A 26,544-nucleotide genomic window follows, 5' to 3' on the forward strand; every position below is an offset into this window, starting at 1 on the left:
TGAATCTTAAGCAAAAACGTTTTAGGAAGCTTTATCTAATCCGTTTGTCGCAGATTTCTAAAACGCTGCAGTAAGGTAGGGTGAGAGTAGTGAACGAAAACGTAGGCTGGGTGTGGCGTAAGGTTACTCAAGCTATTCTTAGACAGTTTTTTAAGTGCCGAAATGAGCGGCCCGGCCGAATACGTCATTTTGGCATAATCGTCTGCCTGATACTCAAATTTTCGGGAAAGCAAGTTCATAAACAATCCTGTTATTTCCGAAATAGGCGTGTATAAGATTCCGAAGGCCACTAGCCCTATATGGAAAGACGCTTGTGGCACTCCTAGGGCCTGACTTAAAGTGTCACTTCCTATAAACAAAGACAGCAGCCAAAACGTAAATCCCGTAATAAGAATGGTGGCAAAAAGGTTGTAGATAATGTGGTTTCTTTTGTAGTGACCTACTTCGTGCGCCAGCACTGCAACGATTTCATCTTGTTCCAAATCATTAATCAGTGTATCGTAGAGTGTAATTCGTTTTTCCCTTCCGAAGCCTGAGAAGTAAGCATTTGCTTTGGTGCTTCGCTTAGAACCATCGATTACGAATATGTTTTTAAGACTAAAACCAACTTTAGAAGCATAAGCTTCAATTTGCTCCCGTAGTTCCCCAGTTTCCAACGGGGTTTGTTTATTGAATATGGGCACAATAAGTCGTGCGTAAAACATATTCATAAATAAAGAAAAGAAAGCGATGACGCCCCAAGCATACAACCAGAAATTCGTGCCGGTCTTTTGGTAGAACCAAAGGATGGCGGCCAGGATTCCCCCACCAATTACAGCGGCCATAATTCCGCCTTTCAGTTTATCCAAAAAGAAGGTCTTTCGCGTAGTTTTATTGAATCCGTACTTCTCTTCAATCACGAACGTATTGTAATAGGAAAATGGGGCACTCACAAGACTGCTGGCTAGCATGATAATTCCGAAGAATAGTAGCGCTACCAAAATCTCATTATCCGAAAAACTTCTCGCGAGCTCATCTACAAAGACGAAGCCATCTAAAAAGAAAAATAGGAGGGTGGTTATTAGGGAAATGGATGAAGTTAGTAGTCCGAAGCGGTATTTTTCCTTCTTGTAATTCTGCGATTTTTCATAGGCTTGTGCATCGTATACATCGCTCAATTCTTCGGGTAGTGCATCGGAAAATCGCTTGGCATTGAGCGCATCCAAAAGTTTGTCGATGACAAAATTAACCACTAAGATTGCGATAAGAATGTAGAAGAGAGTTTCTGGGATCATAATTTGGGGTTACTGAAATTGTCGTTGTCTCTTAGCTTCAAAGATAAGAATTCCTGCAGCTACCGAAACGTTCATGGAATCGATAGCGCCCTGCATGGGAATGATGATATTTTTGGTGCTGTGTTCCCGCCATATTTCTGAAAGTCCATCCGCTTCTGTACCCACTACAATAGCGCTTGCTTGGGTGTAATCTTGTGTATGATAAGGAACGGCTTCCTGAAGGATAGCACTATAAATTGCGATGTTTTTTTCCTTTAAAAAAGCAATGATTTCTTCTGAAGTAGCCATACCTATGGCATTGGTAAAAGCGCAACCTACACTACTTCGCAATATATTAGGGTTGTATAGATCGGTTTTGGGACTAGCGATAATTACGGCATCTACATTGGCTGCATCGGCCGTTCGTAAAAGGGCTCCAATATTGCCTGGTTTTTCGGGGGCTTCTGCTACAAGAATCAATGGGTTTTTATTGGAAAACGTTAGGTTTTCAAGGTTCAGATCCTTTGTTTTTGCGATAGCAATAACGCCTTCGGTAGAACCACGATAGGCCAGTTTTTGATAAATTTCTTTCGAAATTTGTATGCTTTCGGTAGCCTCGTCCAATGAATCAACGAGCATTTCCAAAGCCAGATACCCAATGATATCCGTACAGTACAAAAGTGTTTCTATAGAATATCCACCAGAAAGGGCCAATTGTATTTCCCGTTGGCCTTCCACCACAAACAAACCTTGTTTCCTACGTTCGCGGGATTTTTCCATGAGTTGGACCACCTGTTTTACCAAAGGGTTCTGAAGACTGGAAATGGACTTATTCACGGAGCAAAGATAGCTTTTTATGGATTTCAAGAATATCGGGTGGAATTAGAGGCAAGAGACATTCAAAATGAATTAATTAACTACCTTTCGGAAAAAATTGATAGTATGATCAGAACTTTACCTCTTTATGTCTTGTTATTTTTTGTGGTAGGCCTCCATGCCCAAGTGGCCAATCAACCGGATGATATACAGCTATGCGATGACAATGACGATAGTTTTCAGATATTCGATCTTACGATAACCGAGTCTCAAATTTTAGGCGCTCAGTCTCCTACTGACTTCTTTGTGACGTACTATGAAGTTGAGGCGGATGCCAATGCCGGAATTAATGCCATCGCAATACCCACATCCTATATAAATGTATCCAACCCTCAATCTATTTTTGCACGATTGGAAAGTGTGATCAATGGAAATTTTGATACTACAAATTTTGCTTTGATTGTACTTCCCCAGCCCGCTGCGGTTCAACCTACACCACTCATAGCTTGTGACACAGATGATGATGGGATATTCTTTGAATTCGATTTAGTTAGTAAAGATGCAGAAATAGCTGACGGAGATCCAAATGTTAGTATCTCCTATCATACTAATTTGGCTGATGCCGAAACAAACCAGAACCCCTTAGCGAGCCCTTATACAAATACAACTCCATTTTCTGAAATACTATACGTTAGGGTAGAAGACATCATTACTGGGTGCTTTGCCATTGTGGAACTAGAACTCATCGTTTGGGTAGATTGCCCTGCCATAGATACCGATCCGGTAGATATCTTTGTAAATGAAGGGGACGATAATGGACTGGCTATCTTCGATCTTACGGCAAACGAAGCGCTCATGCTAGGAAGCCAGGATCCTTCGCTGTTCGAGTTTGCCTATCACGAAACCATGGCCGATTCGGATGCAGGGACCAATCCCATAGCCAATCCAACGGCTTATCAAAACATTGCCAATCCACAGACCATTTATGTGCGTATGACCAATACGGACAATGGAAGTTATGTGTTAACCAACTTTCAGATTGAAACCGATGGAACCCTAAGTTTGGATACTTTTTCTGCTGAAAGTTTCGTGCTGTATCCTAATCCAGCTCGTCAGGAAATTCACATTCAATCAAACGCTGAATTTTCGGAAATCGAGTTGAAGGTGTTCGATATGCATGGTAGACAGCTTATTTCTGAAAAGTCAAAACAGACAATCGATGTATCTCAATTCCCTTCAGGAATGTATTGGATTCAAATCCTTACCGATGGCAATAAACTTGTGAAGCCTTTTGTGAAAAACTAAGCTATTTCTGTTTCACGATAAGGGCGGCCTCCTTTTGTTCTGAAGAAATACGATAGTAACTCGGGGATACTTCAGAACTGATTCGTGTTCCGTCTACTGAAAAGCTGGAACCTTCGACTTTCGGTAATTGGACCACTATTTCCCAATCGTCCTGTGTTTGAGTCACCCTAACTTCGGTAACACCATTTTTATTGGTGAAGTACACCGATATTTCGTTATCGCCCACCTGAACGTTTTCCAAAGCGGCATCATCCCAAGAGGACGGCATTTGTGGTTTAATGAAGACCTTTTTGTTGGCCGCATCTGGCTGAATGCCGAAAAACTGCTCTACGATGGGAACAGCATAACCGTATATGTTCCAAGCTTGGGTGACCATTCCGTAATCGGGGGACACTTCATAAATACTGCCGGGTAGTGCATAACTGAAAGTACGTGTCATCCGTTTCATATAATTTAATGCTTTATCCGGTCTTCCATAGTTGTTTTCAGAAACGATCTGTACTCCTGTGGGTAAGGTCATCACGGCACCTGTATAGGAGAATACCTTACTTCCTTGAAAGGAGCCGTCATCACTTCCAGCCGATTCGTCACGGTCAATCCCTGTGACGAACACCCCGAAAGGATTCACGAACTTTTCAGCGGTATTCAAGGCTTTAATGGCTTTGTCTTCTGGTGCAATACCTACTTCCATAGGCGTGTTCACTACCCAATTGTGGTGCATGACGAAAGGACGCGATTCCGAAGAAGGGTTCGCCAATATTGCCTCGCGTGTTTGTTTCAGTTCTTCCACCGCCCAAGGTTTTCCCAAGGTATCGGCACGAACAATAGCGTCTTCGATGAGATGAAGGGCTTGCTCGTCAGATCCAATGAAATCTGCATAAGAATTAAACTCTTCGCTCCAGAATTGTTCGTTGATCTTACCCTTAATCTGTTCTGCGATGTAGGCGTAGCCTTTGCTCAATCCATCTTTTCCGATCTCGGCTGCGATTTTGGAAGCATCGGCAAAGGCTTTTTGGGTATAGGCGGCTACATCGATCATTTCGCTGTCCATTCCATGCACTTCCATCATACCATAGCCATCTGGAAACTGATTTTTATCGGCATCGTTCTCGTTCATGAGCCAGTTGAGTCCTTTTTCAATAGTTGGGAAGTACTTTTCCAAGAAAGCCTTGTCGCCATTCCATTGATAAATCTTCCAAATGAGGGTAGCAAACTGAGGGGTTTCGTTGATATTTCCCGGATTGAAAACAGCTCCATTGGTAGACATTTCGTGTATAATGCGTCCATTGCTATTTACCGCTTCAGAAACACTGTCCAATAGCTTGATAGTGCTATAAACAGGATCCCTTTGCCCTATGGCCATATACCCTTGCAGGGCATATTCGCTATCTACCCCGAACCACCATGGGTAGTCGGGAATACCTGCGCCAATGCCCGTGCCTATTTCTGGAACCGTACGAACCAGCCAATCACAGTTGTACTTTACCCATTCAAAAGCTTCTTCAATGTCTTTGTCTGGGACCGTTAATTTGGTTTTTTCGGAAAGGGCTTCGTAGCGTTCTTTTTTCGCTGTAAAATCGTTGTAAAGATTTTGTCTAATCGATCTATGATTCTCCAAGGCTGATTCTTCGGAAAGATAAGAGCCAGCAATCACAAAATTCACAAGGGTAGATCCATTTTCCGGTAATTCAATTTCATAGCTTAAAGTTTTGGCATTGCTAGCACTAGCTTCTTTCTCAGCTTCCGAATACCCTGTTACCCTTGCGTCCATTCCTATGATGGAATACCAGGGGTTAAGACTATCCTTGAAAGTAAGTAGTCCTTTGGTACTATCGTAGCTCGCCAAATCGGGTCCATCTATCATTTGGGTTCGCTCTCCTAACCAGGTTGGGCGAAGGTCTGATTGTGCCGTAAAATTTACTACGCCCTTCCCTTTTGATCCTCGATTGGTAATATGAAGTTGTATCACCACACCTTCTTTTCCGTCAGGTACAAATTGCCAACGTTCCACGGACAAGTCTTCATTTAAGGAATAGTTCATTTTATTGGCATAGGGATAATTTGAGAACGAATCGGCTTTTTTTAATACATGATTTGAGTCCTCTAGCTGTAATGAAATTTCGAACCCATCCATCAGCTTAATGGGATGGTTCCAAATACCTCCCATTTCCCCTTTAATGTGCCATCCCAGATCGGGGAAAGACCCGTCTTGATGTCCTACGATATATACCCGATCCCCTGCCGTAACGTAAGGCGATTCGAGGTACGACTCCTTTCCCGTAATGGAAGGGCTCCCTTCGGAAAGCTCAGCAAAGCTTAGGGGTTTTTCTTCGGAATTTTGACAACTAATAAAGGGCAATAAACAGATTAGGAGAAAGGCTTTTTTCACGATCGTATATTTGTTGGTAGCTTAAAAATAAGTTTTTTGAAGTAAAGTGCCAATCTCTGTGATTCAGAATGTAAGGATTGCAAATTCCTTCGTCCAATACACATTAAAAACAAACCATCATGAAAAAACTATTTGTCCTTTCCATTCTTGCTTCAATCTTTTTCATTTCCTGCAAGAATACCACATCGAATCCAGAAGTTGAAGATACGGCCCTTCCCCCGGAAGAAGTTGAAAATGTAGCTTTGGTTACCTATCCTGATAAAGTATCCCAAGTTTTTGAAGCCCATGGAGGCATGGAACAATGGAACCAAATGAATACCCTTTCTTATGAGGTCATGAAAGGGGAGACTCCAGAATTACATACGGTTTCTTTAAAGGACCGACGTGTGAGGATAAATCAACCCGATTGGTCCATAGGATACGATGGGACCCAAGTTTGGCTCTTACAAAACATGGAAGATGCCTATGAAGGGAATGCCCGTTTTTACCACAACTTATATTTTTATTTCTACGCCATGCCCTTTGTTCTGGGGGATGATGGAATTCAATATGAGCTCATCCCTAACACTAAGTTGTTAGGCAAAGAATACGAAGGGATTAAAGTTTCCTATGACGACGGTATTGGAGATTCGCCCAAGGATGAATACATCCTCTATTTTGATCCGACGACGCACAAAATGGAATGGTTGGCGTATACGGTAACCTATCGAAGCAATGAAAAAAGCGATCGATGGAGTTTTATCCACTACGAAAAATGGGAGACTGTGAATGATGTATTGCTCCCCAAAAAGCTTACTTGGTATACTTCTGAAGAGAACAGTCCTAAAGACGTACGAAGCAGTATGGAATTCCAAAATGCAAAACTATATACTACTATGCCACAAGAAAGTGTGTTTGCTATGCCGGAAGGAGCTGAAGTGGTGGAGCGATGATTTAGTCATGACGTAAGGCTTCTTGATTGGTAATAAACGGACTTCGAGTGTTCCGCCTCAGGCGGAATGTATCGAGAAGTCTAACGAATCCTGAGGCATGAACAAGATGGCACGTACTTAGGTGCTCTCGATACAATTTTCTTCGAAAATCACTCGATCACCCCAGAAAATGTCACCCTGAGCGCAGTCGAAGGGTTAATTTAATTCCTTTCCTCAAAAGGGACTATATGCCCGTTCTCCACATATTGCTTTAGGCCATTGAGAAGCATAGCCCAACAGAAAGAGGAATTTCGGAATTCGTTATTACAGTGCAACCATCCTAGATGTGAGAATTTAAGTAAAACCCCTTCGTTCTTTTCTTCCAGATCAAAGCCAAAAGTAGTGGTGCTCCAATCCTCACTGGATCGGGTCATTCTAAGGTGAAAGGATTCATTGGACGTTGCAGAAACCACTTCTGCCATCCAATCATATTCCGGAGCAAAGTAAAGGTTGTAAACGGTCCCTTGTTTTGGGGTTCCCGTACATTTAAGTGTCCACCAATTATTGAGGTGTTCAGGAAGGCTTACGGCATCATATACCCGTTTTGGAGTGCCCAAAATAACGAGGTCATGATAAATGGAATATTCTTTATTCGAATTCATAATATGCGTATACAAAAAGGGGCTGCTTTCAAAGCAACCCCTCTTTCGTTAATTTCCTGAATACTTGTCCATATACCGCTTCCAGAGCTTGGTTTGGTGGGTTTCTAACGAAATCTTCCGACCATCGATAAAAGCATGTGTCAACATATTGCCACGCATATCCAAGGCATCGCCTTCACTCACAAAGAAAGTGGCACTTTTACCTACTTCCAAGCTTCCGTAGTTGGAGTCGATCCCCAAGATCTTTGCCGTATTTAGGGTGATCATTTGCAAGGCGGTTTCCTTATCTACCCCTTGGCCTACTAAATGCCCGGCATAAAAGGGAAGGTTACGGGTGTTCATGCGTTCCATCTGTCCTTTGGCATTCAATCCTACCAATAAACCTCCCTCAGCTAAAAGCTTTGGTAGTTTATAAGGCAGATCGTAGTCGTCGTCATCACCCATGGGAGTCGTATGTACGCGATTTACCAATACGGGAATATTGTGTTTTTTAAGGAAAGGAATAACCTTATAGGCTTCATAACCTCCTACAAGCACCACCTGGTTAATCCCGGCCTCTTTAGCCGTAGTGATCGCATCAACGATTTCACGTTCGCCCTGTGCATATAAATACAGTTTTTTGCTTCCGTTGTAAAGTCCTTGCATGGCAGCAAACCCTTCGTTCTTGGAAGATGCACTGGCCTTTCCGTAAGCCTTTGCTTCGTTCAAATACGATCGAACTTCTTCAATACGCTCATTGTATTTTTCATCTGGTTTCCAAGCGGGGTCTTCGCCCAACCACCAGCGGCCACGCTTGAAACTATTGGGCCATCTTAGGTGAATACCGTCATCGGTTTTAATGGCCGCATCTTCCCAGTTCCAGGCATCCAATTGTACGATAGAGGAAGTTCCCGAAATACGTCCGCCTTGTGGCGTTACCTGAGCCAATAATACTCCATTGGGACGCAGGGATTCTACCACCTTGCTTTCAGAATTATAGGCTATAATACTTCTAATGTTGGGAATGAATTCCCCGATCTCATCAAAATCACGGGTTTGTCTTAGGGCATCTACTTCTCCCAATCCTAAAGTACTTACGGGAGCAATGAATCCAGGATATATATGCTTTCCATTGGCATTCACTACATTTCCCTGGGTTGGGGTACTGGCATCGCCAATGGCGGTTATCTTTCCGTCACTGAATACGATGACACTGTTTTCTATGACCGAACCATTTCCTAAATGGGCCGTTGCACCTGTAATGGTTATGGTTTCCGATTGTGCTGGAGCGGGCGTTTGTTGTGCCCAAGCTTGTAATCCAACACTGATAATTGTAGCTAGTAATATGTTTTTTAAAGTCTTCATGGTTGGATTAGTTTACGGTGTCACAATGCATATGGATCTTCTCTTTCTTTTTGGGTGGGGTGGTTTTTCCACCGCCATTTTTCTCATCACGCATTAAATTCATCAGCTTGTTGCGCTCCTCTTTAATGGCTTCACGTTTCGCTTTATCTGCATCTATATCGAAATAGACAGTACCATCGATAATAGTCTTCTCAGCCTTGGCGTAAACGGAAAGCGGATTGTCCGACCACAATACCAAGTCGGCATCTTTCCCCTCTTTAATACTCCCGGTACGATCATCTAAATGAAGCAGAATAGCTGGGTTAATCGTTACCATTTTCCAAGCCTCTTCTTCGCTCATGCCACCATACTTAATTCCCTTAGCAGCTTCTTGGTTCAATCTACGGGACATCTCGTTGTCGTCACTATTAATGGCCGTCACCACTCCTTGGCTCGCCATAATGGCTGCGTTATGGGGAATAGCATCATTTACCTCGTATTTGTACGCCCACCAATCGCTAAAGGTAGATCCACCCGCGCCATGTTCGGCCATTTTGTCGGCTACCTTGTATCCTTCCAAAATATGTGTGAATGTGTTTACCTTAAAATTGAATTGTTCTGCTACTTTCATCAGCATATTGATCTCACTCTGCACATAACTATGGCAGCTAATGAAACGTTCTCCATTAAGAATTTCCGCCAATACTTCCAGTTCTTCGTCATATCGGAAAGGTTGTCCGCTTTTCTTTTTGGCGTCGTATTCTTTCGCACGGTTGAAATAATTCACGTACACTTGCTCTACTCCCATACGGGTTTGTGGGAAACGGGCGAAACTTTGCCAGTTAGACTGCTTTACATTTTCCCCCAAAGCAAACTTGATGAACTTCGGACTGTTATCATAAATAAGACCATCCACATCTTCGCCCCATTTCAGCTTCAAGATGGCCGACCTTCCACCTATGGGATTGGCCGAACCGTGTAATATCTGAATGGTGGTAACTCCACCCGCAATATTTCGGTAGATGTCGATATCCTCTGGATTCACTACATCTTCAATGGAAACTTCGGCAGATGAATTATGTCCCGCTTCGTTAATGGAGAAAGCTGCAATATGTGAGTGCTCATCAATAATTCCTGCGGTAAGGTGTTTTCCTGTAGCATCAATTTTCTTGGCTCCACTAGCGCTTAGTCCTTTGCCAATGGCTACGATCTTACCGTCTTTTACCAATACATCGGTATTTTCTAAGATCCCAGCGTCTTCACTGGTCCAAACCGTTGCATTTTGGAATAGCATATTCTGGGATTTGGGTTTGCTGGCAAAACCGTACCCTACGTTAGGGTAGGTAGTGGGGACGATTTCGGGCTTTTTGTCTTTATCCTTCTTGTCTTTATCTTCCTTATCGGCATCTCCCGCACGTGTCGCGGTAAAGGTGCTTTCGGTTCCATTGGGCTGAACTAATTTCCCAGAGAAAGTAGTTCCTGAAGCAGGTATTAGTGCAGCGGCGGTGTGGGTTTCATTTTTGTCTTCATCCGTAAAGGAAAAAGTGATCCAATCGTTTTTATACGTTGCCTTTGCCTTTAACTTGGTAGCGCCTTGCTTCATTTCTAATTTAGGCTTGGTTGCTTCCCCTTTCAAAATCATTTCATACGTAACTCCATTGGCAGAAAGGGAGTATTTCCCTCGAATGTCCCTTTGGGTCATGTCGTTAATTACGTGCTTATGTCCTTGTACCCAGTTTTCATAAAGGGTGGTTTCCTTTTCGAATATATTTCCCGAAGTGATTAGGAAGTTGGCATATTTTCCTTTTTCCAAAGTACCCAACACATTGCTTTTTCCAAGTAGTTGAGCGGGAACCGTAGTTAAAGCTTCTAATGCCTTGGTTTCTGAAAGACCATATTTAATGGCTTTCATAAGGTTGGTTTTAAACTCCGACATTTTATCCAGATCGTGCGTGGTTAGAGAAAAGGTCACACCGTTTTCGGCCAATACCTTCGGATTGGTAGGTGCCTGATTCCACTCACGCATATCTTCTAGGGCGACATACTTGGCGTGGAATGGATCACTTACGTCGAAAGCGGCAGGGAAGTCCAATGGAATGATGTATCGAGCGTTTGTGGCCTTGATACTCTCAATGGCTTCAAATTCATCACCACCACCTACGATAACATAATTGATCCCAAATTGATCACCAATTTTATCAGCTCGAAGATTGTTTCCTTTGTTCCCGGCATAGAAAAACGGAATCAAATCTTTGTTTTCGATCATGGCTTCTAGTGAACGGTCCTTCGTTTTGGAATTTCCCTTAGCGTACCAATCCATATCGCTGTACATCTGTCGAAGCAAGGCCATAGATCCCATTAGGGAAGTAGGGTAGGACTGCCTACTGGCAACACTTTTGGAAAAGCTAAAGAACTGTCCGGAAGCATCTTCCAGAATACGATCTTGATCGCCTCCCTTATCATTAAGTGCTACCAGAACTCCTGTTCCTCGTGCAATACCATCCATAAGATGTGTATTTACGGTCCCAAAACCAGCCTTACGGAATTCTTTCGCTTTCTTTTTATCGTACTTAAATTTTTCGATACTATGGGTTTCAGGCATGATGTGGTCATTCCAATAGAATCCTTCACGAGAAGCATCGTATTGCGGTCCACGACCATTGCTTGGTTTTCTTTCGGGCTTCTTGAGACCGAAACCAGAGTAGCTTTCAATGAAAGAGGGGTAAATGTGTTTCCCATCCATATCGACGGTTACCGAATTGGCAGGAACCGTGACCTTTTTTCCGGCCTCGACTACTTTTCCGTTCTGGATAAGCAGTGTTCCTTTTTTTACGACATTTCCTGGGCTAATGTGCAGGGTTGCATTGGTGAAGGCCGTGTAATTGTTATTTTCTTCCTTGACACCGTCATTTTTCGGAAAATAATCTTGGCCATGAACGAATCCTACCATGCTTAAGCATAGCAGAAAAAAAAGGGATTTTTTCATTAGTGAATAATTGGTTATTTATCTTTTTTAAAGATAGTGGTTACGTTGGTTATGCGCGAATGTAACCCTGAGTTTAACACGCTGTTAAGAAAACCTTAAAGGGGTCTGTCTTCGAAGTAATTCACCACCAGGGCAACCATGTAACTATAACTCATGATGCCTTTGGATTGATTGTTGGCTTTTAAGAATTGATCCCAGAAAGCTTTTGAAAGGTCCTCGAACGGGTTTTCATAGCTCTCCCAGAAATCTCGCATTTCACGATAACTTTCAAGGATACCATAATTTATGGTCGGCAACATGGCCTTGTACATATCCATGTCCCTTCGGGCAATCTCATTAATGCAATAGCGTAAGGCGAAGATATAGCCCGTGTATTGTATGAAAGGATCGTCATTGTGAAGGGTAGCCAGCGTCGCGATAAAATTTGCTTCGTTCTCTGCGGCATACCCAATTTGATGCGCCTGTTCGTGGCAACTCACCACAGGAAACTTATAGGTTTTGATGAGATTATTAACCTGTGCTTCTCCTGTTAGCGGATTGTAATACCCACTATATCCCATATACGTAAGTCCAAGGCTCCAACCACTCTTTTTAATACTCTTTGGCGAATAGCGGAGGTTGGGATATTCTTTTTCTAGATTTTTGTAGCCGTTCACGGATTTATCGAATATTTCCTTCTGGGAATAAGGTAAATCTATTTTTGTACTGTCTGCAAAACCGAGTTGGCGGTGCAGTTCGTTGGATTTGTCGATAAGGCGTTTGGTGGTTTCAATGAGTTCCTCGGTGGTATAATCCCGATCCAATTGCAAGGTTTCATGCAACGGGGTCCTTAGGTAATTAAGCCCCCAAATTAGATTGAACACCAAATAAATAACAGAAAGTGACGCCATGATGTCTACCACGAACAGAACGGGTTCGGTGCGTATGCGCAGAAAGTTTTTGTACAACCAGCGAATGAGGAAAAGCACTAAGAATAGATAGATAAGATCCCCAAAGGAAAAGGGAATCCACCCAAAAACGGTTCTCGATATCTTCGAAAGGATTGGGTAAATGCCTTGACTATAGTACTTTTCGATAAACGCGGGGAAGTTCCTTAAGATAAGGAGCGAAAAGTATTGAACGGGCAGTAACAGGGCTAAAATTACTTTGGTTCTTTTTCGCATGAATCAAACATACAAAGAATTATTCGATCATTCGTTTATCGAAAGCAGGAGAAGCCTTATTTTTGAAAAATTAATTCAAAAAAGCATATGAGCGAAGCAGTAAGAGCCCTAGAACCCAAAGCACTTTGGAACCATTTTGCAGATTTAAACGCAGTACCCCGAGCATCTAAAAAAGAAGAGAGAGTCATTCAATTCATGAAAGATTTCGGAGCGGGATTGGGGCTGGAAACCTATGAAGATGAAGTAGGAAATGTCATTATCCGTAAGCCCGCAACCACAGGAATGGAAGATAGAACGCCCATCGTAATGCAGTCGCATTTAGACATGGTGCACCAAAAGAATAACGACACCGTATTCGATTTCGACACACAGGGAATCGATATGTTTATCGATGGGGATTGGGTGAAAGCCAACGGAACTACGCTTGGAGCCGATAATGGCTTGGGTGTAGCTACGATCATGGCTGTTTTGGCGAGTAAGGAAATTGCTCATCCCGATTTGGAAGCCTTGTTTACCATCGACGAAGAAACGGGGATGACGGGTGCCATGGGGCTGAAAGGTGGTTTACTGAAAGGAGGCATACTGCTTAACCTCGATACGGAAGAAGACGACGAAATTGGCGTGGGATGTGCTGGTGGGGTAGATGTGACTGCCGAAGGGACTTATGCTGTGGTTGAAGTTCCTGAAAATAGCCAAGCCTATACCATTACCTTAAAAGGATTGCAAGGCGGACACAGTGGAATGGATATCATTAAAGGATTGGGAAATGCCAATAAGTTAATGAACCGCATCTTAGCCGCTGTAAATAACGAATGTCATATTGCTGAAATAGCCGGAGGAAGTCTTAGGAATGCGATCCCAAGGGAAAGCGTTGCTACTGTGGTAGTGCCTATGGAAAAGGTGTCCGATTTTGTTTCTAAGGTAGAGGCAGCACAATTTAGTATTGTTGAAGAGTACAAGTTGTTGGAACCAGAGCTTTCCATTGAAACTGAAAAGACTGCTATGCCTGCTTCAGTAATGGGCAAGGAAGATCAAACAAAATTGATCAATGCTATCTATGCCGCTCACAATGGCGTGTACAGAATGAGCCCAGCGATCGAAGGGTTGGTGGAAGCCTCCAATAATATTGCTAAGGTTACGGTAGCTGAAGGCAACATAAAAGTTGAATGCCTTACCCGTTCTTCGGTGGAATCTTCCAAGGACGATGTTGCCAATACCCTAAGAGCAGTATTTGAAATGGCAGGATACACCGTTAGCCTTTCTGGCGCCTATCCTGGTTGGGCACCCAATATGGACAGTCCTATCCTGAAAGTGATGGAGCAACTTTATGAAGAGCTCAATAATGAAAAACCACATGTGGCTGCTTGTCACGCAGGTCTGGAATGTGGTATCCTGGGGCAAAACTATCCCGAAATGGATATGATTTCTTTTGGCCCTACCATTAAAGGAGCACATTCCCCTGACGAAAGAGCGAGTATTTCCTCAACCCAGAAGTATTGGAAATATGTTGTTGAAATACTGAAGAGCATTCCGAAACAATAGCCGTTTATTGCATACATGATCACCACTCTTAGAAAGTCGCTAAAGTACTTCGTTATTACCTTTCTAAATGCTGGGATGCTTTTGTTTTTGCTATTTTATTGGGTGGATTTAATAGAGATAACCTTCGACGAATGGCAGGTCTTTATTGATTTATTTTGGCTATTTCTCTATACGCTTTCCAATTTAGTGGTACTACGATTATTGGTATCCTTTTTTCGATGGCGAAAATTTGGTTCCCTTAGAAAGAAAATGATCATCAGTGTTTTGGTAACATTATTGGCGAGTAGTTCTTTGTATTACCGCTATTTGGGGAAAGTATACGAAAATAAGATTGTAAATGTCGAGGTGCGGGAAAGCCTTAACAACAAGATTACAGAGGTAGAGGGTGGTTTGGCCAATGGACATAAAGCAGAGAATCTTACATACGAAGAATACATGTATATCACCGAGTTGAATTGGTTTCCAGAAGTTCCCGAGGCGGCTAGTCGTATTTCCTATAGTTATGATTACGATGGTTTTCTTCCTGATTATTCATTCAGTTTGGAGTATGACCTGCCTTTGGAAGTACAAGTAGACACCATGTCTTATGAAGGCGAGCAGTTTATGAAAGGCCGTTCCTTCGAGATCATTGATGGCAAGAAAAGAGTAAGTTATTACGAATGGCTTCAATAAAAAAACCTCCGTTTAAACGGAGGTTTTTTTTAGCTTGTATTTTTTACTTATTCAGCATTATTTACGATCTCGGTCAATTCCAATTCAAAGATCACATCTGTGTTGGGTGGAATACCACCTCTAGGTGCTCCTTGCTCACCCCAAGCCAAGTGTGATGGAATGAATAAGGTTACTTTATCTCCTACAGACATTTGTAGCATTCCTTCCTCGAATCCGGCGATGAAAGTTGCTTGTGTATTGTAAGGGCTCTGAATTGGCGCATACTGTCCAGCAGCCAATCTTCTTTGATCTACTCTTTCATATTTTTCAGCCACCTCAAGTACGTTGGTATCCAAAAGTCTTCCGTCTGCAAAGTATCCTACGTAGTTTAATTTTACTTGGTCAGCTTCGGTTGGTCTTGCTCCACCCGCTTTGTTGTTCCAATGAATCTGAAGTCCAGACTCCGTAGTTTCTGATTTGGTTTTCAGCTCGTTCAATTCGGCCATGGTCGTCTCGGCAACTTTCGCAAGACGCTCTTCTTTTTCTTTCTTAGCTTTTTCAATGTTCTCCATTTCAGCAGCAAAAGAAGGTACGGTAGCTCCTTTGTTGATGATGTTTACTTCTTGAATGATTACAGGCTCTACTGGCTTGTCTCCAGGCTTACTAGTCTCCACACTTCCAATAGTGTCAACAATTTGCTGTCCTACTACGATTTCACCAAAAACTGTGTGCTTTCCGTCCAACCAAGGTGTTTCCTTTAATGTGATGAAAAACTGACTTCCATTGGTAGCAGCTCCAGAATTAGCCATAGAAAGAAGCCCTTTCCTGTCGTGCTTTAAGGAGTCTACAAACTCATCAGGGAAACGGTATCCTGGATTTCCAGTGCCATCTCCTTTAGGATCTCCTCCTTGAATCATGAAATCCTTAATTACCCTGTGGAAGGTAAGGTTGTTGAAATAAGGCTTTCCTTTATATACAGAGTCGACCATTTCGTGGGAACCTTCGGCCAATTCCACAAAATTGGCAACGGTAAGCGGGGTAGCCTTTTCATAGAACTTGGCTACAAACGTCCCTTTATTGGTTATAAATTCTGCGTACAATCCCTTGTCGAGATCTGGGTATTTGCTTTTACAGGAAGTAAAAGAAACAGCGATCAGGAAAACCGCCAAAAGTGTCAGATTTTTCATGGTATTATTCATTTTCTTGAGTTGTTATCGTTTTTAAGGTTACAGTGCTTCGTACAGGTACGTTGGTACCCAATTTATTTTCTATACCGTAGTATCCATAGGCCTTGTATGAAGGGAAAAGAAAGGTGACCGTTTCGCCAACTTTCATCAGTTTTAACCCATCACGGATACCAGAGATTAATTCTTGGTTGGATTGATCGATCTTATAGTTCTGAACTCCATTATCCGATTCGGACAGGATCAGTTTCCCGTTTAGGGTTTTGATATCATACGTGAAGGTAACATCGTCCCCAAACTTAGGCGGATTAGATGGTAAGGAGTCCTTCACATTGTAGTAATACCAAAAACCACTATCTGAGGTTAAATAGGTCTTAGCCGTATCCTGCTCTATAATAGTAGCGATCATTTTTTCCTCCTGTTCCAGTAGGATTTTGTTCCTTTCGGCAGACTCCTTAATGAATGTGCCCGAAGTGGTCCTTACGGGCCTTCTTGCCTCTGGTCCCTTACAGGCGAACAAAGACAATGCAGCAATACTCAAAAGGAGTAGATTACGCGTCATGGTTTAGGGCATTTTTATAGGCTGGCAATATACTAATAAAATGTTGTATCGCTTTTTGTAACGGTTTTTCGCTTCTTCCACCAGCCGCATTGGTGTGGCCGCCACCATTGAAATGTGCACGGGCAAACTCATTTACGGAGAAAGACCCCGTGCTTCTAAAGGAGATTTTGGTAATGCCTTCCTGCTTATTTTCAATAAAAATAATGGCGAAAACAATGTCCTTTAAGGAGAGGGCATAGTTTACAAATCCTTCGGTATCTCCCTTCTTGAAATTGTTATCATCCAGTTCCTGCTGGGACAGGGAGATATAGGCTGTACGATATTCGGGAAGCACATGTAGATTATTCAGTGCGGTCCCTAATAGCTTCATCCGATCCTGACTGTTGGTATCGTAGATGTTCTGGTGTATGGAGCTGTTCTTTGCCCCTTTTTCAATAAGGGACGCGATGACTCTGTGTGTTGTAGCTGTGGTGGCTGGAAATCGGAACGATCCAGTATCGGTCATGATCCCCACATACAATTGGGTGGCGATTTCCGGTGAAATTTCATCCACACCCTTCAATGCTTCAATAAAGTGAAACACCATTTGCGCTGTAGAACTCATGGAAGTATCACTATAGGTCGCGACCGCATAATCATCTGGCGAAAGGTGATGGTCTATCATCACAAAAGGAGCCTTTACGTTTTCCAACGTTTCGGTAAGATTACCCGTACGGTTCAAGGCATTAAAGTCTAGCGTAAATACAATATCCGCGGCTTCTATCGCCTTGGTCACCTGATCTGTATGTTTGTCGAAATTCAGAATATCGGAGCATCCTGGAATCCATTTCAGGAACTCCGGGAAATCATTGGGCATGATCACTTGGGTCGTATGTCCGCGTTGTTTTAGAAAAAAAGAGAGTCCCAAACAGGAACCCACGGCGTCACCATCTGGGTTTTTATGGCCAATCACCACTATGTTTTTAGGGTTGGCAAGCAAGGTATTTACCGTTTCTAGGGTATCTTTATTCATAAGCGATGCGAAGATACGATTTCTTAATAGTTCAGTAATGTGGCTTTAACTAAATTTGAACAATCTAACACGTGTATTATGAAATACCTATTATTCCTACTACTGCCGTTTGTAGGACTTTCCTGTAAACAAGCGAAAACCGCTCAGGGAAGTACTTCGGAAATCCCTTCAGAAAGTACTTGGGATTTCACCTTGGTTTTTGCCAGTTGTAGTGATCAAGATCGTCCGCAACCCCTTTGGGAGCCTATTGTAAGCCATTCGCCCGATCTTTTCATTTGGGGAGGCGACAATATCTATGCAGATACGAAGGATATGGATAAAATGAAGGCCGATTACGATAAGGTTTTGGCCCATCCGGGATATCAAAAACTAATGGAATCGACCACCATTATCGGAACCTGGGATGACCATGATTATGGTAAAAACGATGCGGGTAGTGAATGGCCCAAAAAGGAAGAGGCGAAGCAGTTATTTTTGGATTTTCTGAAAGTACCGGAAGACGATGACCGTTACCAGCGGGAAGGAGTATATTCCTCTTATAGTACCGAAGCACAGGGTAAGAAGTTAAAATTCATTCTTCTCGATACCCGAACCTTTCGCGACTCCTTGCTAAAAAGTACGGTTAAGGGCAGACGATACGAAGCTTGGCCAATAGAGGATACTACAAAAACCATTTTGGGAGAAGCCCAATGGCAATGGCTGAAAGGGGAGTTAGCAGATGAAACGGCAGATTTTACCATCATCGTAACCAGTATACAATACCTGAACGATAGACATGGCTGGGAGCGCTGGGGAAATATGCCAGCCGAAGCGAAAAAGTTGGAGCATCTCATATACAATGCCAAGGCCAAAAATATCTTCCTGCTTAGCGGAGATCGACACATGGCAGAAGTGTCTAGAAAAAACACTCATGGACTTTCCTATCCTTTAATCGATTTTACTACCAGTGGCATGACCCATACTTGGATTACAAATACTACTGAGTCCAATCCATATAGAATAAGCAATGTGGTGAAGCGTCTTAACTTTGGAGTGATTCGGTTTGATCTGGACGCCCAAAAGGTGGCTTTCGAGATTCGTGGGGAAGACAACTTTTTGTACGAACGGCATGATGTCCACTATTAAAGAATGGTTAAGGATTGTTTTTTGCTTTCCAAAATGCTACTTTTGCACCCAAATTAAAAACATCTATGAGAACAGATAGAACTTTTACCATGTTAAAGCCTGATAGCGTTGAAAAAGGAAACGTAGGGCCTATTCTTGAAAAAATCACTGCAGCTGGATTCAGAATTGCTGCCATGAAATTAACTCAAATGACCAAGGCAGATGCCGAGGCTTTCTATGCAATCCACAAGGAGCGTCCGTTCTTTGGAGAGTTGGTAGAATACATGACAAGAGGTCCTATTGTGGCTGCTGTTCTTGAAAAAGATAACGCTGTTGAAGATTTCCGTACCTTAATTGGTGCTACGAACCCAGCAGAGGCTGCAGAGGGAACCATTCGTAAGCTGTATGCTGCGTCTATTGGTGAAAATGCAGTTCACGGAAGTGATAGCGACGAAAACGCTGAGATTGAAAGTCAATTCCATTTCGCCGGAAGAGAGATTTTCTAATCGACCAAAGATATTTAGAAAGTAAGCCGTGTTATCCTAAGCTTGTCGAAGGAACACGGCTTTTTTATTTATCGTAGGACTACTTTCTTAATGAGGTCACTTCCCAATTCTTCATTGAGTAGGCGAATTATTTTTTCTTTTCCGTAGCTCAATTCCTCCCGCAATACCGAAGAGGTTAGCTGAACATACAGCGTATCACGATCCAATAAGACATTGTCTGTGTATTTGGAAATAGCCTCTCCCATGACCGAATACCAAGCCTGTTGGGCGGAAACTTTGTCCATTCCCTTTTGTAGCTTTCGGCTCGACGCAATAAAATCTTTCAGGACATCGCCCAAGGTACTGTGTTCCCTATTTCGTTTGGCCATGATTATAGGTTGAGGTTAAGAGGTTTAAATCGTTTGTAGGTATATGTGTTTCCATCTTCATTTTGCACCGTTAAAAGACTGTCGCTACTTTGTATAACGGTTTCCTTCCATTGCGCATAAGGCGTTTTGTAGTACAAATGAAGGTGATCCTTTTCAATTTTCAAAAGGAATTGTTCTGCTGCTTTTGTGGTTTGAAAGGTGCCATCCAATTTGGGTGCTAATTTCTTTCGGGTTCCACTATCGCCAAGCACTTCAATATAGTCAATAAGTGTGTTTATCTGAAAATCTTTAACAGTTCCATCGGGTAAAGTCACCTGGTCTATTTCCCAATAGCCCGATAAACGAGGAATGTGTTCCTCTGGAGATTGCCTTCCACAGGAAATACAGATAAGAAGAAGGGCTACATACACAAATCTCATAGGGCAAACATTTTATAGGATTTACTCACTTCTTTCACCACCGCCTCCGTGCGGGAGGCATGGGTGTCGCTTATAAATAATTGACCAAAATCTTCATTATCTACCAGACTAATGATCTGTGCCACGCGGTCTTCATCCAATTTGTCGAATATATCGTCCAAAAGCAAGATGGGTTGTTCTTTGCTCTGAGCTTTCAGGAAGTCGAATTGAGCCAATTTCAGGGCGATTAAAAACGACTTTTGTTGGCCTTGCGAGCCAAATTTTTTAATGGGATGTCCATCTATTTGAAACAGCAAATCATCCTTGTGCGTTCCGAAGTTGGTATACTGGGTTATTTTATCTTTCTGAAGGTTTTGTTGCAGCAAATCCAGCAGTTTGGTATCGTGCAATTGACTTTTGTAAACGAGCTGAACCTCTTCCTTGCTATTGCTTATCACTTCGTAGCGTTTCAAGAAAATTGGCGAGAATTCTGCAATAAAGTCAACCCGCCTTGCATGGATCAAAGAGCCATATTCCTCCAATTGCATATTGTAGATATCCAGGGTATCTTGATTGAAGGTTTGGTTGGCTGCGAAATACTTCAACAGCGAATTACGTTGCTCAAGCACTTTTTTATAGGCGATGAGCGCACGCAGGTATTCGGAATCTCCTTGAGAGATGACCCCATCCATAAATTTACGACGGGTATCGCTTCCTTCTACGATAAGATCGCGATCGCTAGGGGAAATAATGACAAGCGGGAGGAACCCAATATGTTCACTGAATTTTTCATAGGCCTTCCCATTTCGTTTAATGATTTTTTTCTGTCCACGTTTGGCGCTTACCACGATTTTTTCTGGGCGTTCCTGTTTTTCATATTGCCCTTCGATCACGAAAAATTCTTCCCCATGTTTAATATTTTGTGTGGTGATGGGATTGAAGTAGCTTTTGCCGTAGGAAAGATGATAGATCGCATCCAACACATTGGTTTTTCCTACTCCATTTAGACCCACAAAGCAGTTAATCCTTGAATCAAAATCGAACGTTCGGGAATCGAAGTTTTTGTAATTGAGTAAGGATAGTGTTTGTAACTGCATCAAAATTAAAGTGTTGAGGATGGCTTGAAATGAAAAACATGCGCGCTTATTTGGGTGCTTTTCATAGTGCAAAATATTGATTTTTCCCTTTTAAATTGTAATAAAAATTTTATTTTTGCGCTTCATTAAACCATAGAATATGGCAACCTACAAGAAAAGAGGTTATAAACCCAAAACAAAAGCAGAGAAGGAAGTAGAAATCGAAGACGGAAGTGCAACGGCAGAGGTATTTAAGACCTTAGACGAAGGAGCTTCCAAGACTGAGGCTTGGGTAGAGAAGAACCAAAAATATATTATAGGATTTGTTGGAATTGTAGCGCTTAGTATCCTAGGATTCTTGGCATATCAAAACTTTATCCAGGAGCCTAAACAAGCAGAAGCGACTAGCGAGATGTTCCAAGCACAATCGCATTACGCAGCTGCATTGAATGCAACTACACAAAAAGATTCCTTGTACAACCTTGCATTAATGGGGTCTGCAGGGAAATATGGTTTGGTAGACATTGCGGACAAATACAGCGGAACTGCAGCTGGGAATATTGCAAAGTACTATGCAGGGATGGCGTATTTAAACCTTAACAATTACCAAGAAGCCATCAACTACCTAGATGACTACAAGGGGAAGGACGAAGCTACGGGGCCTTTGGCCAAAGGAGCTATTGGAGATGCGTTTGTTCAGTTGAACCAGCCCGACCAAGCATTGAAGTACTATGTAGATGCAGCTACCATGAAAACCAATGACGTTACTTCGCCACGTTTCTATTTGAAGGCAGGAATTACAGCCCTTCAATTAGGACAGTCTGTGAAGGCTTTGGAGTATTTCAACATCATTGCAGAAGATTACAAAGATTCTGAAGAAGCCGAAAAGGCTAAGCTATATAAAGGACAGGCTGAAGCAATGCAATAAATATGGCGACAGCAAATACAAATTTATCGGCCTACGATAAAAGTACAATCCCAAATGCGAAGGACTTTCGGTTTGGGATTGTTGTTTCTGAATGGAATGAAGAGATCACCCAAGGCATGTTCCAAGGTGCTTTCGACGCAATTATAGATTGCGGGGGAATCAAGGAAAATATCGTACGTTGGAATGTTCCCGGTAGTTTCGAACTCATCTACGGAGCCAAGAAAATGACCCAAGCTTTCGATATGTTAGATGCGGTTATTGTCATTGGTAGTGTCATTCAAGGAGAAACCAAACATTTCGATTACGTTTGCGAGGCCGTTTCTCAGGGAATTAAGGACCTAAACATACAAGGCGATATCCCAGTCATTTTCTGTGTGCTTACCGACAACAATTGGCAGCAAGCCAAAGAACGAAGTGGGGGCAAGCATGGAAACAAAGGGACCGAAGCTGCCATAGCTGCCATAAAAATGGCACAACTACGAAAGGACGCTCGGTTCTAATACATTAAAAAACAGTCGATTTTCGGTAAATCCCTTTTGCAAAAAATTAACGGGACACACTCGGCATTGTTTTTGATTTTAACTAACTTTGAAAAGTTAGCTTATGGGACCGATTAAATTCACAATAATAAAGAAACTTAAAACCAACAACCGGTTTAACTACACCCCCCGCTATTACAAAGGAAAGGAAGATGTTGAGGAAGGTAAGTTTGCCACGAGATTGGATGCGTACAATGAGAGTTACAATAAGAATGATTTCGGATCGCATTGGAGTGAGGCTAGAAAAGCCAAGCGAAACCGGGGAAATTATGAGTTGAACAAGACCGTACTCATTATAGCAGCTATTCTTGCATTTGTATTCCTTTGGTTAATAGATTTTGACCTAACCATTTTTACCCAGACTTAGTGAATGTCTAATATTATTAAGTTATTACCCGATCACGTTGCCAACCAAATTGCAGCAGGAGAGGTGGTACAGCGACCCGCTTCTGTAGTGAAGGAACTCTTGGAAAACGCGATTGATGCTGAGGCAACTTCCATAAAATTAGTCGTAAAGGACGCAGGGAAAACCCTGATACAGGTAATTGATAACGGAAAAGGAATGTCCGATATCGATGCACGACTTTGTTTTGACCGTCATGCGACTTCCAAAATTCAAAGTGCGGACGATCTCTTCAATCTACATACCAAAGGATTTCGTGGGGAAGCTTTGGCTTCCATTGCGGCTATTGCCCATGTGGAGCTTAAAACCAAAACCGAAGAGGCCGAAATTGGGACGCATGTAACCATAGAAGGAAGCAAAGTGATTTCGCAAGAAGTAGCTGTGGTTCCCAAGGGAACCACTTTATCGGTAAAGAACCTCTTCTATAATATTCCCGCCCGACGTAATTTCTTAAAAAGCAATCCGGTAGAAACCCGGCATATTATTGATGAATTTCATAGAGTAGCACTAGCACATCCGCAAGTAGCTTTTAAAATGATTCACAATGGTAGTGATGTGTTCGACCTCCCCGAGAGTAACGTACGACAGCGTATCGTGAATATTTTCGGTACGAAATCCAATGAGAAGTTGGTGCCTGTTACTGAGGAAACGGAGATCGTAAAGGTAGATGGGTTTGTACTGAAACCCGAATTTGCCAAAAAGAGTAGGGGAGAGCAGTTCTTTTTTGTGAACGATAGGTTCATTAAAAGTCCTTATTTGAACCATGCGGTAGTATCGGCTTTCGAAGGCCTTGTTAAGGATGGCACGCATCCAGGCTATTTTCTGTATTTGGACGTGCCGTCTAAGTCTATAGATATCAATATTCACCCAACGAAGACCGAAATAAAGTTCGACGACGAGCATTCCATTTACGCTATGTTGCGGGCTACCATAAAGCACAGTTTAGGGCAATTCAGTATTGCTCCAGTATTGGATTTCAATAAGGACTCTAGTTTCGACACCCCCTATGAGTACAGTAAGAAGGACCCCGTGGTTCCTACCATCGAAGTAGATAGGACCTTCAATCCTTTTAAGGAAGGGAGTACTTCTAAACCCAGTAAGGTATCCTTTAAAAAAGAGTCGACAACGGCATGGGAGTCGTTATATGTAGGTTTGAAGGATGATGATAACCCTTCAATCGAAGCCGAACCCTTCGGTGAGATGCAGGTTGAAAGCGACGAGTTTACGGGTAATCTCTTTACCGAAGAAAAGGTGCATGCCGGACAGATTACCTTTCAAATACAAAATAAGTACATCGTAAGTGCCGTAAAGAGCGGGATGATGATCGTACATCAACATTTGGCGCATCAGCGAATCATGTACGAAGAATTACTGAAGAATATGACCGTGCAGGAAGCGGTGAGCCAACAGTTGTTATTTCCTGTTCAGGTAACCTTTTCCAAACCCAAGATTGAATTGTTGGAGACGATACGAGAACAACTGGAACATACAGGATTTGTATTTTCCTCTTGGGAAGAGGAAGAAATAGGCATTAATGGCATCCCTGCCGGTGTAAAGGAAAGCAATGTAGAAGGGATTTTGGAGCAGGTATTGAGCGATTTGGAACATCAGGTGCCAGAGGCTGGATTTAGCCAGAACGATCTGTTGGCGAAGTCCTTGGCCAAAAGTATGGCCATAAAAACAGGTACGGCTTTAGAGAAAGAAGAGCAAGAGCATCTCATACACCAATTGTTTGCTTGCAAGGAACCCAGTGTTTCCCCAGACAATAGGCCTGTACTTGTAATGTTGAATGCCAATGATTTGGATAAAAAGTTTATGTAAATGTTTCGAATAACAGAGACTGTCAAGGTATTAATTATCACCAATGTCCTCTTTTATGTAGGGGCATTGACCTTAGGAGAAGGGGCGTATAAATTATTCGCTTTACAATTTCCCGAACATCCTAATTTCAGGGTGTGGCAGATTTTAACAAGTATGTGGATGCATGATATGAGGTCTATTGGACATATTTTGTTCAATATGCTCATGCTATTTATGTTCGGGAGCCAGTTAGAGGCCTATTTAGGACAGAAGAAGTTTTTGTTTATTTATTTTTCGGCTGGTTTGGGCGCAACGGCTTTGCACTTTTTAATATTGTATTTGGGGTACTTTCCCGGATATGAAGCCTTCAGTGTATCTGGATTTTCAAAGGCCGAGATTCTTCAATTTATGAACGAAGGACAATACAATACCCGGGTTTGGGAGGTTGCGGATGAAAGCACGATTCAGCGAATGTTCAACTCCTTCCATACTTCAGCAGCTGGGGCTTCAGGTGCCATTTTTGGAATACTAATGGCTTTTGCGGTCTATTTTCCCAATTTGCAAATATTTTTGCTTTTCTTGCCTATACCTATTAAGGCCAAATACTTAATTGGAGGTTATTTCGCTTTAAACGTAATATCTGCCTTTTCGGGTATTGCCATCATTGGAGATCCCAGTACAGGATTCTGGGCACATATAGGCGGAGGAATCATTGGGCTTATTTGCGCTTGGTACTGGAAGAAGAACAGTTTTAATAGTCATCGATTGAATTAACTATGACAGGAGGAAGCTTATCATATCAGTTTAAAACGGCCAGTGTCGTCGTAAAGCTCATTGTGATCAATGCAGTTGTTTTCATTGGGGTCAATATTGTCGCATTCCTCATGCAAATGGAGCCTTCTTATCTCACCCGATGGTTTGTACTTCCCGATAGCATAAGTGAGGTCATATGGCAACCTTGGTCCTTTTTCTCATACAGCTTTTTACATTCAGGGATTTTCCATATTCTCTTTAATATGATCTTTTTGTATATGTTCGGAAGGATCATCCTCAATTTATTTAGTGAAAAACGATTTCTTGCAATTTACTTGCTTGGTGCACTCGCGGGAGGGTTACTATTTGTTCTTAGCTATAATATCTTCCCAGCCTTTGCCAGTTCTAAGGGCTACCTTTTAGGTGCTTCTGGGGCGGTGACGGCCATTATGGTTTTTATTGCCACCTATACACCCAATACGGTGGTTCGGATTTTTATGTTCAATCTGAAAATCTGGTGGATTGCCGTGTTTTTCGTCCTGAAAGATTTAATTCAACTACCTCTCTCAGACAATGCGGGTGGGTTATTAACACATTTAGGAGGTGCTATTTTTGGGTATGTATATGCCCGACAAATGGCCAAAGGAAATGACATTGGTGCTTGGTTCGAAAGATTCATGGATTGGGTGGCCGATCTCTTCAAAACAAGAAAACAAAAGCCGTTTAAAAAAGTACATAGGAACAAGGCAACACAATCCAAAACTAAACGTTCTAAACCTGTCGACAGCAAGAGTGACCACCAGAAGAAAGTCGATGCTATTCTGGATAAGATTAGTAAGAGTGGTTACGAAAGCCTTACAAAGGCCGAGAAGGATTTCCTTTTCAAGGCGGGTAACGACAACTAACCAAT

Annotated in this window: 25 protein-coding genes; 12 read left to right on the plus strand and 13 right to left on the minus strand. The window is 42.3% G+C overall.

Going from position 1 to position 26,544, the window contains the following annotated elements; genetic code table 11:
• Positions 1–35: 35 nt before the first annotated feature.
• Entirely contained in the window at positions 36–1,274 is a 1,239-nt protein-coding gene (locus tag POV27_RS05315) for a M48 family metallopeptidase (protein ID WP_272861703.1), read from the minus strand.
• 9 nt (positions 1,275–1,283) lie between these two features.
• A complete protein-coding gene (locus POV27_RS05320; RefSeq protein ID WP_272861704.1) occupies positions 1,284–2,090 on the minus strand; it encodes a TrmH family RNA methyltransferase in 807 nt (268 codons plus the stop codon).
• Positions 2,091–2,195: 105 nt separating this feature from the next.
• Here POV27_RS05320 and POV27_RS05325 point away from each other — a divergent pair, with 105 nt between their 5' ends.
• Complete coding sequence (locus tag POV27_RS05325; protein WP_272861705.1) at positions 2,196–3,374, plus strand: T9SS type A sorting domain-containing protein; 1,179 nt, start codon at positions 2,196–2,198, stop codon at positions 3,372–3,374.
• Position 3,375: 1 nt separating this feature from the next.
• Here the strand turns inward: POV27_RS05325 and POV27_RS05330 are convergent, their stop codons facing one another.
• The gene (locus tag POV27_RS05330; protein WP_272861706.1) at positions 3,376–5,763 is read right to left on the minus strand and encodes an alpha-L-rhamnosidase-related protein; all 2,388 of its coding nucleotides are present in this window, start codon (positions 5,761–5,763) and stop codon (positions 3,376–3,378) included.
• Between the two features lie 119 nt (positions 5,764–5,882).
• Between POV27_RS05330 and POV27_RS05335 the strand changes: the two genes are divergently transcribed.
• Positions 5,883–6,695, plus strand: coding sequence for a DUF6503 family protein (locus tag POV27_RS05335; protein ID WP_272861707.1), 813 nt, complete (start codon positions 5,883–5,885; stop codon positions 6,693–6,695).
• A gap of 200 nt (positions 6,696–6,895) precedes the next feature.
• Here the strand turns inward: POV27_RS05335 and POV27_RS05340 are convergent, their stop codons facing one another.
• The 4 genes from POV27_RS05340 to POV27_RS05355 all read right to left on the minus strand — a co-directional run bounded on the left by POV27_RS05340 (position 6,896) and on the right by POV27_RS05355 (position 12,808).
• Positions 6,896–7,336, minus strand: a complete 441-nt coding sequence (locus POV27_RS05340) for an SRPBCC family protein (RefSeq protein ID WP_272861708.1) — start codon at positions 7,334–7,336, stop codon at positions 6,896–6,898.
• A 48-nt stretch (positions 7,337–7,384) separates the two neighbouring features.
• Positions 7,385–8,680 carry an amidohydrolase family protein gene (locus POV27_RS05345; protein ID WP_272861709.1) on the minus strand — a complete coding sequence of 432 codons (1,296 nt, stop codon included), beginning with the start codon at positions 8,678–8,680 and terminating at the stop codon, positions 7,385–7,387.
• A 7-nt stretch (positions 8,681–8,687) separates the two neighbouring features.
• Positions 8,688–11,645: an amidohydrolase family protein gene (locus tag POV27_RS05350; protein ID WP_272861710.1), complete on the minus strand. Its 2,958-nt coding sequence runs from the start codon at positions 11,643–11,645 to the stop codon at positions 8,688–8,690.
• 95 nt (positions 11,646–11,740) lie between these two features.
• Positions 11,741–12,808, minus strand: a complete 1,068-nt coding sequence (locus tag POV27_RS05355; protein WP_272861711.1) for a DUF3810 domain-containing protein — start codon at positions 12,806–12,808, stop codon at positions 11,741–11,743.
• A gap of 87 nt (positions 12,809–12,895) precedes the next feature.
• Here POV27_RS05355 and POV27_RS05360 point away from each other — a divergent pair, with 87 nt between their 5' ends.
• Together POV27_RS05360 and POV27_RS05365 are read left to right on the plus strand one after the other, a co-directional pair.
• Entirely contained in the window at positions 12,896–14,350 is a 1,455-nt protein-coding gene (locus POV27_RS05360) for an aminoacyl-histidine dipeptidase (protein WP_272861712.1), read from the plus strand.
• Between the two features lie 15 nt (positions 14,351–14,365).
• Positions 14,366–15,022, plus strand: a complete 657-nt coding sequence (locus POV27_RS05365; protein WP_272861713.1) for a hypothetical protein — start codon at positions 14,366–14,368, stop codon at positions 15,020–15,022.
• 47 nt (positions 15,023–15,069) lie between these two features.
• On the opposite strand, the gene POV27_RS05370 is transcribed toward POV27_RS05365, so the two are convergent.
• The 3 genes from POV27_RS05370 to POV27_RS05380 are packed head-to-tail and all read right to left on the minus strand — an operon-like array spanning position 15,070 to position 17,759.
• The gene (locus POV27_RS05370; protein ID WP_272861714.1) at positions 15,070–16,188 is read right to left on the minus strand and encodes a peptidylprolyl isomerase; all 1,119 of its coding nucleotides are present in this window, start codon (positions 16,186–16,188) and stop codon (positions 15,070–15,072) included.
• A gap of 4 nt (positions 16,189–16,192) precedes the next feature.
• The gene (gene gldI / locus POV27_RS05375) at positions 16,193–16,747 is read right to left on the minus strand and encodes a gliding motility-associated peptidyl-prolyl isomerase GldI (RefSeq protein WP_272861715.1); all 555 of its coding nucleotides are present in this window, start codon (positions 16,745–16,747) and stop codon (positions 16,193–16,195) included.
• Positions 16,737–17,759 carry a DHH family phosphoesterase gene (locus POV27_RS05380; protein WP_272861716.1) on the minus strand — a complete coding sequence of 341 codons (1,023 nt, stop codon included), beginning with the start codon at positions 17,757–17,759 and terminating at the stop codon, positions 16,737–16,739. Before POV27_RS05380 ends, gldI begins: the two co-directional genes overlap by 11 nt.
• Before the next feature lie 78 nt (positions 17,760–17,837).
• Here POV27_RS05380 and POV27_RS05385 point away from each other — a divergent pair, with 78 nt between their 5' ends.
• Together POV27_RS05385 and POV27_RS05390 are read left to right on the plus strand one after the other, a co-directional pair.
• Positions 17,838–18,884: an alkaline phosphatase D family protein gene (locus tag POV27_RS05385; RefSeq protein WP_272861717.1), complete on the plus strand. Its 1,047-nt coding sequence runs from the start codon at positions 17,838–17,840 to the stop codon at positions 18,882–18,884.
• Positions 18,885–18,949: 65 nt separating this feature from the next.
• Complete coding sequence (locus POV27_RS05390; RefSeq protein ID WP_272861718.1) at positions 18,950–19,369, plus strand: nucleoside-diphosphate kinase; 420 nt, start codon at positions 18,950–18,952, stop codon at positions 19,367–19,369.
• 68 nt (positions 19,370–19,437) lie between these two features.
• On the opposite strand, the gene POV27_RS05395 is transcribed toward POV27_RS05390, so the two are convergent.
• Genes POV27_RS05395 through recF form a run of 3 tightly spaced genes read right to left on the minus strand, consistent with a single transcriptional unit; the run spans position 19,438 to position 21,232 of the window.
• Positions 19,438–19,737: a DciA family protein gene (locus POV27_RS05395; RefSeq protein ID WP_272861719.1), complete on the minus strand. Its 300-nt coding sequence runs from the start codon at positions 19,735–19,737 to the stop codon at positions 19,438–19,440.
• A 2-nt stretch (positions 19,738–19,739) separates the two neighbouring features.
• On the minus strand, positions 19,740–20,156 hold the full coding sequence (locus tag POV27_RS05400) for a hypothetical protein (protein ID WP_272861720.1): 417 nt from the start codon (positions 20,154–20,156) through the stop codon (positions 19,740–19,742).
• A complete protein-coding gene (gene recF / locus POV27_RS05405; protein ID WP_272862649.1) occupies positions 20,153–21,232 on the minus strand; it encodes a DNA replication/repair protein RecF in 1,080 nt (359 codons plus the stop codon). The genes POV27_RS05400 and recF overlap by 4 nt, the downstream gene beginning before the upstream one ends.
• Positions 21,233–21,371: 139 nt before the next feature.
• On the opposite strand from recF, the gene POV27_RS05410 reads away from it, so the two are divergent.
• The 6 genes from POV27_RS05410 (at position 21,372) to POV27_RS05435 (ending at position 26,539) form a co-directional block, all read left to right on the plus strand.
• A complete protein-coding gene (locus POV27_RS05410; RefSeq protein WP_272861721.1) occupies positions 21,372–22,139 on the plus strand; it encodes a tetratricopeptide repeat protein in 768 nt (255 codons plus the stop codon).
• A gap of 2 nt (positions 22,140–22,141) precedes the next feature.
• The gene (gene ribH, locus POV27_RS05415; protein ID WP_272861722.1) at positions 22,142–22,639 is read left to right on the plus strand and encodes a 6,7-dimethyl-8-ribityllumazine synthase; all 498 of its coding nucleotides are present in this window, start codon (positions 22,142–22,144) and stop codon (positions 22,637–22,639) included.
• A 103-nt stretch (positions 22,640–22,742) separates the two neighbouring features.
• Entirely contained in the window at positions 22,743–23,045 is a 303-nt protein-coding gene (locus POV27_RS05420; protein ID WP_272861723.1) for a hypothetical protein, read from the plus strand.
• Positions 23,046–23,048: 3 nt separating this feature from the next.
• A complete protein-coding gene (mutL, locus tag POV27_RS05425) occupies positions 23,049–24,902 on the plus strand; it encodes a DNA mismatch repair endonuclease MutL (protein WP_272861724.1) in 1,854 nt (617 codons plus the stop codon).
• The gene (locus tag POV27_RS05430) at positions 24,903–25,655 is read left to right on the plus strand and encodes a rhomboid family intramembrane serine protease (protein WP_272861725.1); all 753 of its coding nucleotides are present in this window, start codon (positions 24,903–24,905) and stop codon (positions 25,653–25,655) included.
• A 2-nt stretch (positions 25,656–25,657) separates the two neighbouring features.
• Positions 25,658–26,539 (plus strand): rhomboid family intramembrane serine protease, encoded by an 882-nt coding sequence (locus POV27_RS05435; protein WP_272861726.1) that lies wholly within the window; start codon positions 25,658–25,660, stop codon positions 26,537–26,539.
• Positions 26,540–26,544 lie beyond the last annotated feature (5 nt).

It is taken from the genome of Aureisphaera galaxeae, from assembly GCF_028561275.1.
GTDB classification, from domain to species: Bacteria; Bacteroidota; Bacteroidia; order Flavobacteriales; family Flavobacteriaceae; genus Aureisphaera; species Aureisphaera galaxeae.

What these genes read in the sequence shown, in the direction of transcription:
- POV27_RS05325 (WP_272861705.1), top strand. Translation starts at nt 2,196, where the DNA reads ATGATCAGAACTTTACCTCTTTATGTCTTGTTATTTTTTGTGGTAGGC.
- POV27_RS05315 (WP_272861703.1), bottom strand. Translation starts at nt 1,274, where the DNA reads ATGATCCCAGAAACTCTCTTCTACATTCTTATCGCAATCTTAGTGGTT.
- POV27_RS05395 (WP_272861719.1), bottom strand. Translation starts at nt 19,737, where the DNA reads ATGGCCAAACGAAATAGGGAACACAGTACCTTGGGCGATGTCCTGAAA.
- POV27_RS05420 (WP_272861723.1), top strand. Translation starts at nt 22,743, where the DNA reads ATGGGACCGATTAAATTCACAATAATAAAGAAACTTAAAACCAACAAC.
- POV27_RS05380 (WP_272861716.1), bottom strand. Translation starts at nt 17,759, where the DNA reads ATGAATAAAGATACCCTAGAAACGGTAAATACCTTGCTTGCCAACCCT.
- POV27_RS05350 (WP_272861710.1), bottom strand. Translation starts at nt 11,645, where the DNA reads ATGAAAAAATCCCTTTTTTTTCTGCTATGCTTAAGCATGGTAGGATTC.
- POV27_RS05345 (WP_272861709.1), bottom strand. Translation starts at nt 8,680, where the DNA reads ATGAAGACTTTAAAAAACATATTACTAGCTACAATTATCAGTGTTGGA.
- POV27_RS05410 (WP_272861721.1), top strand. Translation starts at nt 21,372, where the DNA reads ATGGCAACCTACAAGAAAAGAGGTTATAAACCCAAAACAAAAGCAGAG.
- POV27_RS05365 (WP_272861713.1), top strand. Translation starts at nt 14,366, where the DNA reads ATGATCACCACTCTTAGAAAGTCGCTAAAGTACTTCGTTATTACCTTT.
- POV27_RS05355 (WP_272861711.1), bottom strand. Translation starts at nt 12,808, where the DNA reads ATGCGAAAAAGAACCAAAGTAATTTTAGCCCTGTTACTGCCCGTTCAA.
- mutL (WP_272861724.1), top strand. Translation starts at nt 23,049, where the DNA reads ATGTCTAATATTATTAAGTTATTACCCGATCACGTTGCCAACCAAATT.
- POV27_RS05370 (WP_272861714.1), bottom strand. Translation starts at nt 16,188, where the DNA reads ATGAAAAATCTGACACTTTTGGCGGTTTTCCTGATCGCTGTTTCTTTT.
- POV27_RS05360 (WP_272861712.1), top strand. Translation starts at nt 12,896, where the DNA reads ATGAGCGAAGCAGTAAGAGCCCTAGAACCCAAAGCACTTTGGAACCAT.
- POV27_RS05385 (WP_272861717.1), top strand. Translation starts at nt 17,838, where the DNA reads ATGAAATACCTATTATTCCTACTACTGCCGTTTGTAGGACTTTCCTGT.
- POV27_RS05335 (WP_272861707.1), top strand. Translation starts at nt 5,883, where the DNA reads ATGAAAAAACTATTTGTCCTTTCCATTCTTGCTTCAATCTTTTTCATT.
- POV27_RS05390 (WP_272861718.1), top strand. Translation starts at nt 18,950, where the DNA reads ATGAGAACAGATAGAACTTTTACCATGTTAAAGCCTGATAGCGTTGAA.
- POV27_RS05340 (WP_272861708.1), bottom strand. Translation starts at nt 7,336, where the DNA reads ATGAATTCGAATAAAGAATATTCCATTTATCATGACCTCGTTATTTTG.
- gldI (WP_272861715.1), bottom strand. Translation starts at nt 16,747, where the DNA reads ATGACGCGTAATCTACTCCTTTTGAGTATTGCTGCATTGTCTTTGTTC.
- POV27_RS05430 (WP_272861725.1), top strand. Translation starts at nt 24,903, where the DNA reads ATGTTTCGAATAACAGAGACTGTCAAGGTATTAATTATCACCAATGTC.
- recF (WP_272862649.1), bottom strand. Translation starts at nt 21,232, where the DNA reads ATGCAGTTACAAACACTATCCTTACTCAATTACAAAAACTTCGATTCC.
- POV27_RS05435 (WP_272861726.1), top strand. Translation starts at nt 25,658, where the DNA reads ATGACAGGAGGAAGCTTATCATATCAGTTTAAAACGGCCAGTGTCGTC.
- POV27_RS05400 (WP_272861720.1), bottom strand. Translation starts at nt 20,156, where the DNA reads ATGAGATTTGTGTATGTAGCCCTTCTTCTTATCTGTATTTCCTGTGGA.
- ribH (WP_272861722.1), top strand. Translation starts at nt 22,142, where the DNA reads ATGGCGACAGCAAATACAAATTTATCGGCCTACGATAAAAGTACAATC.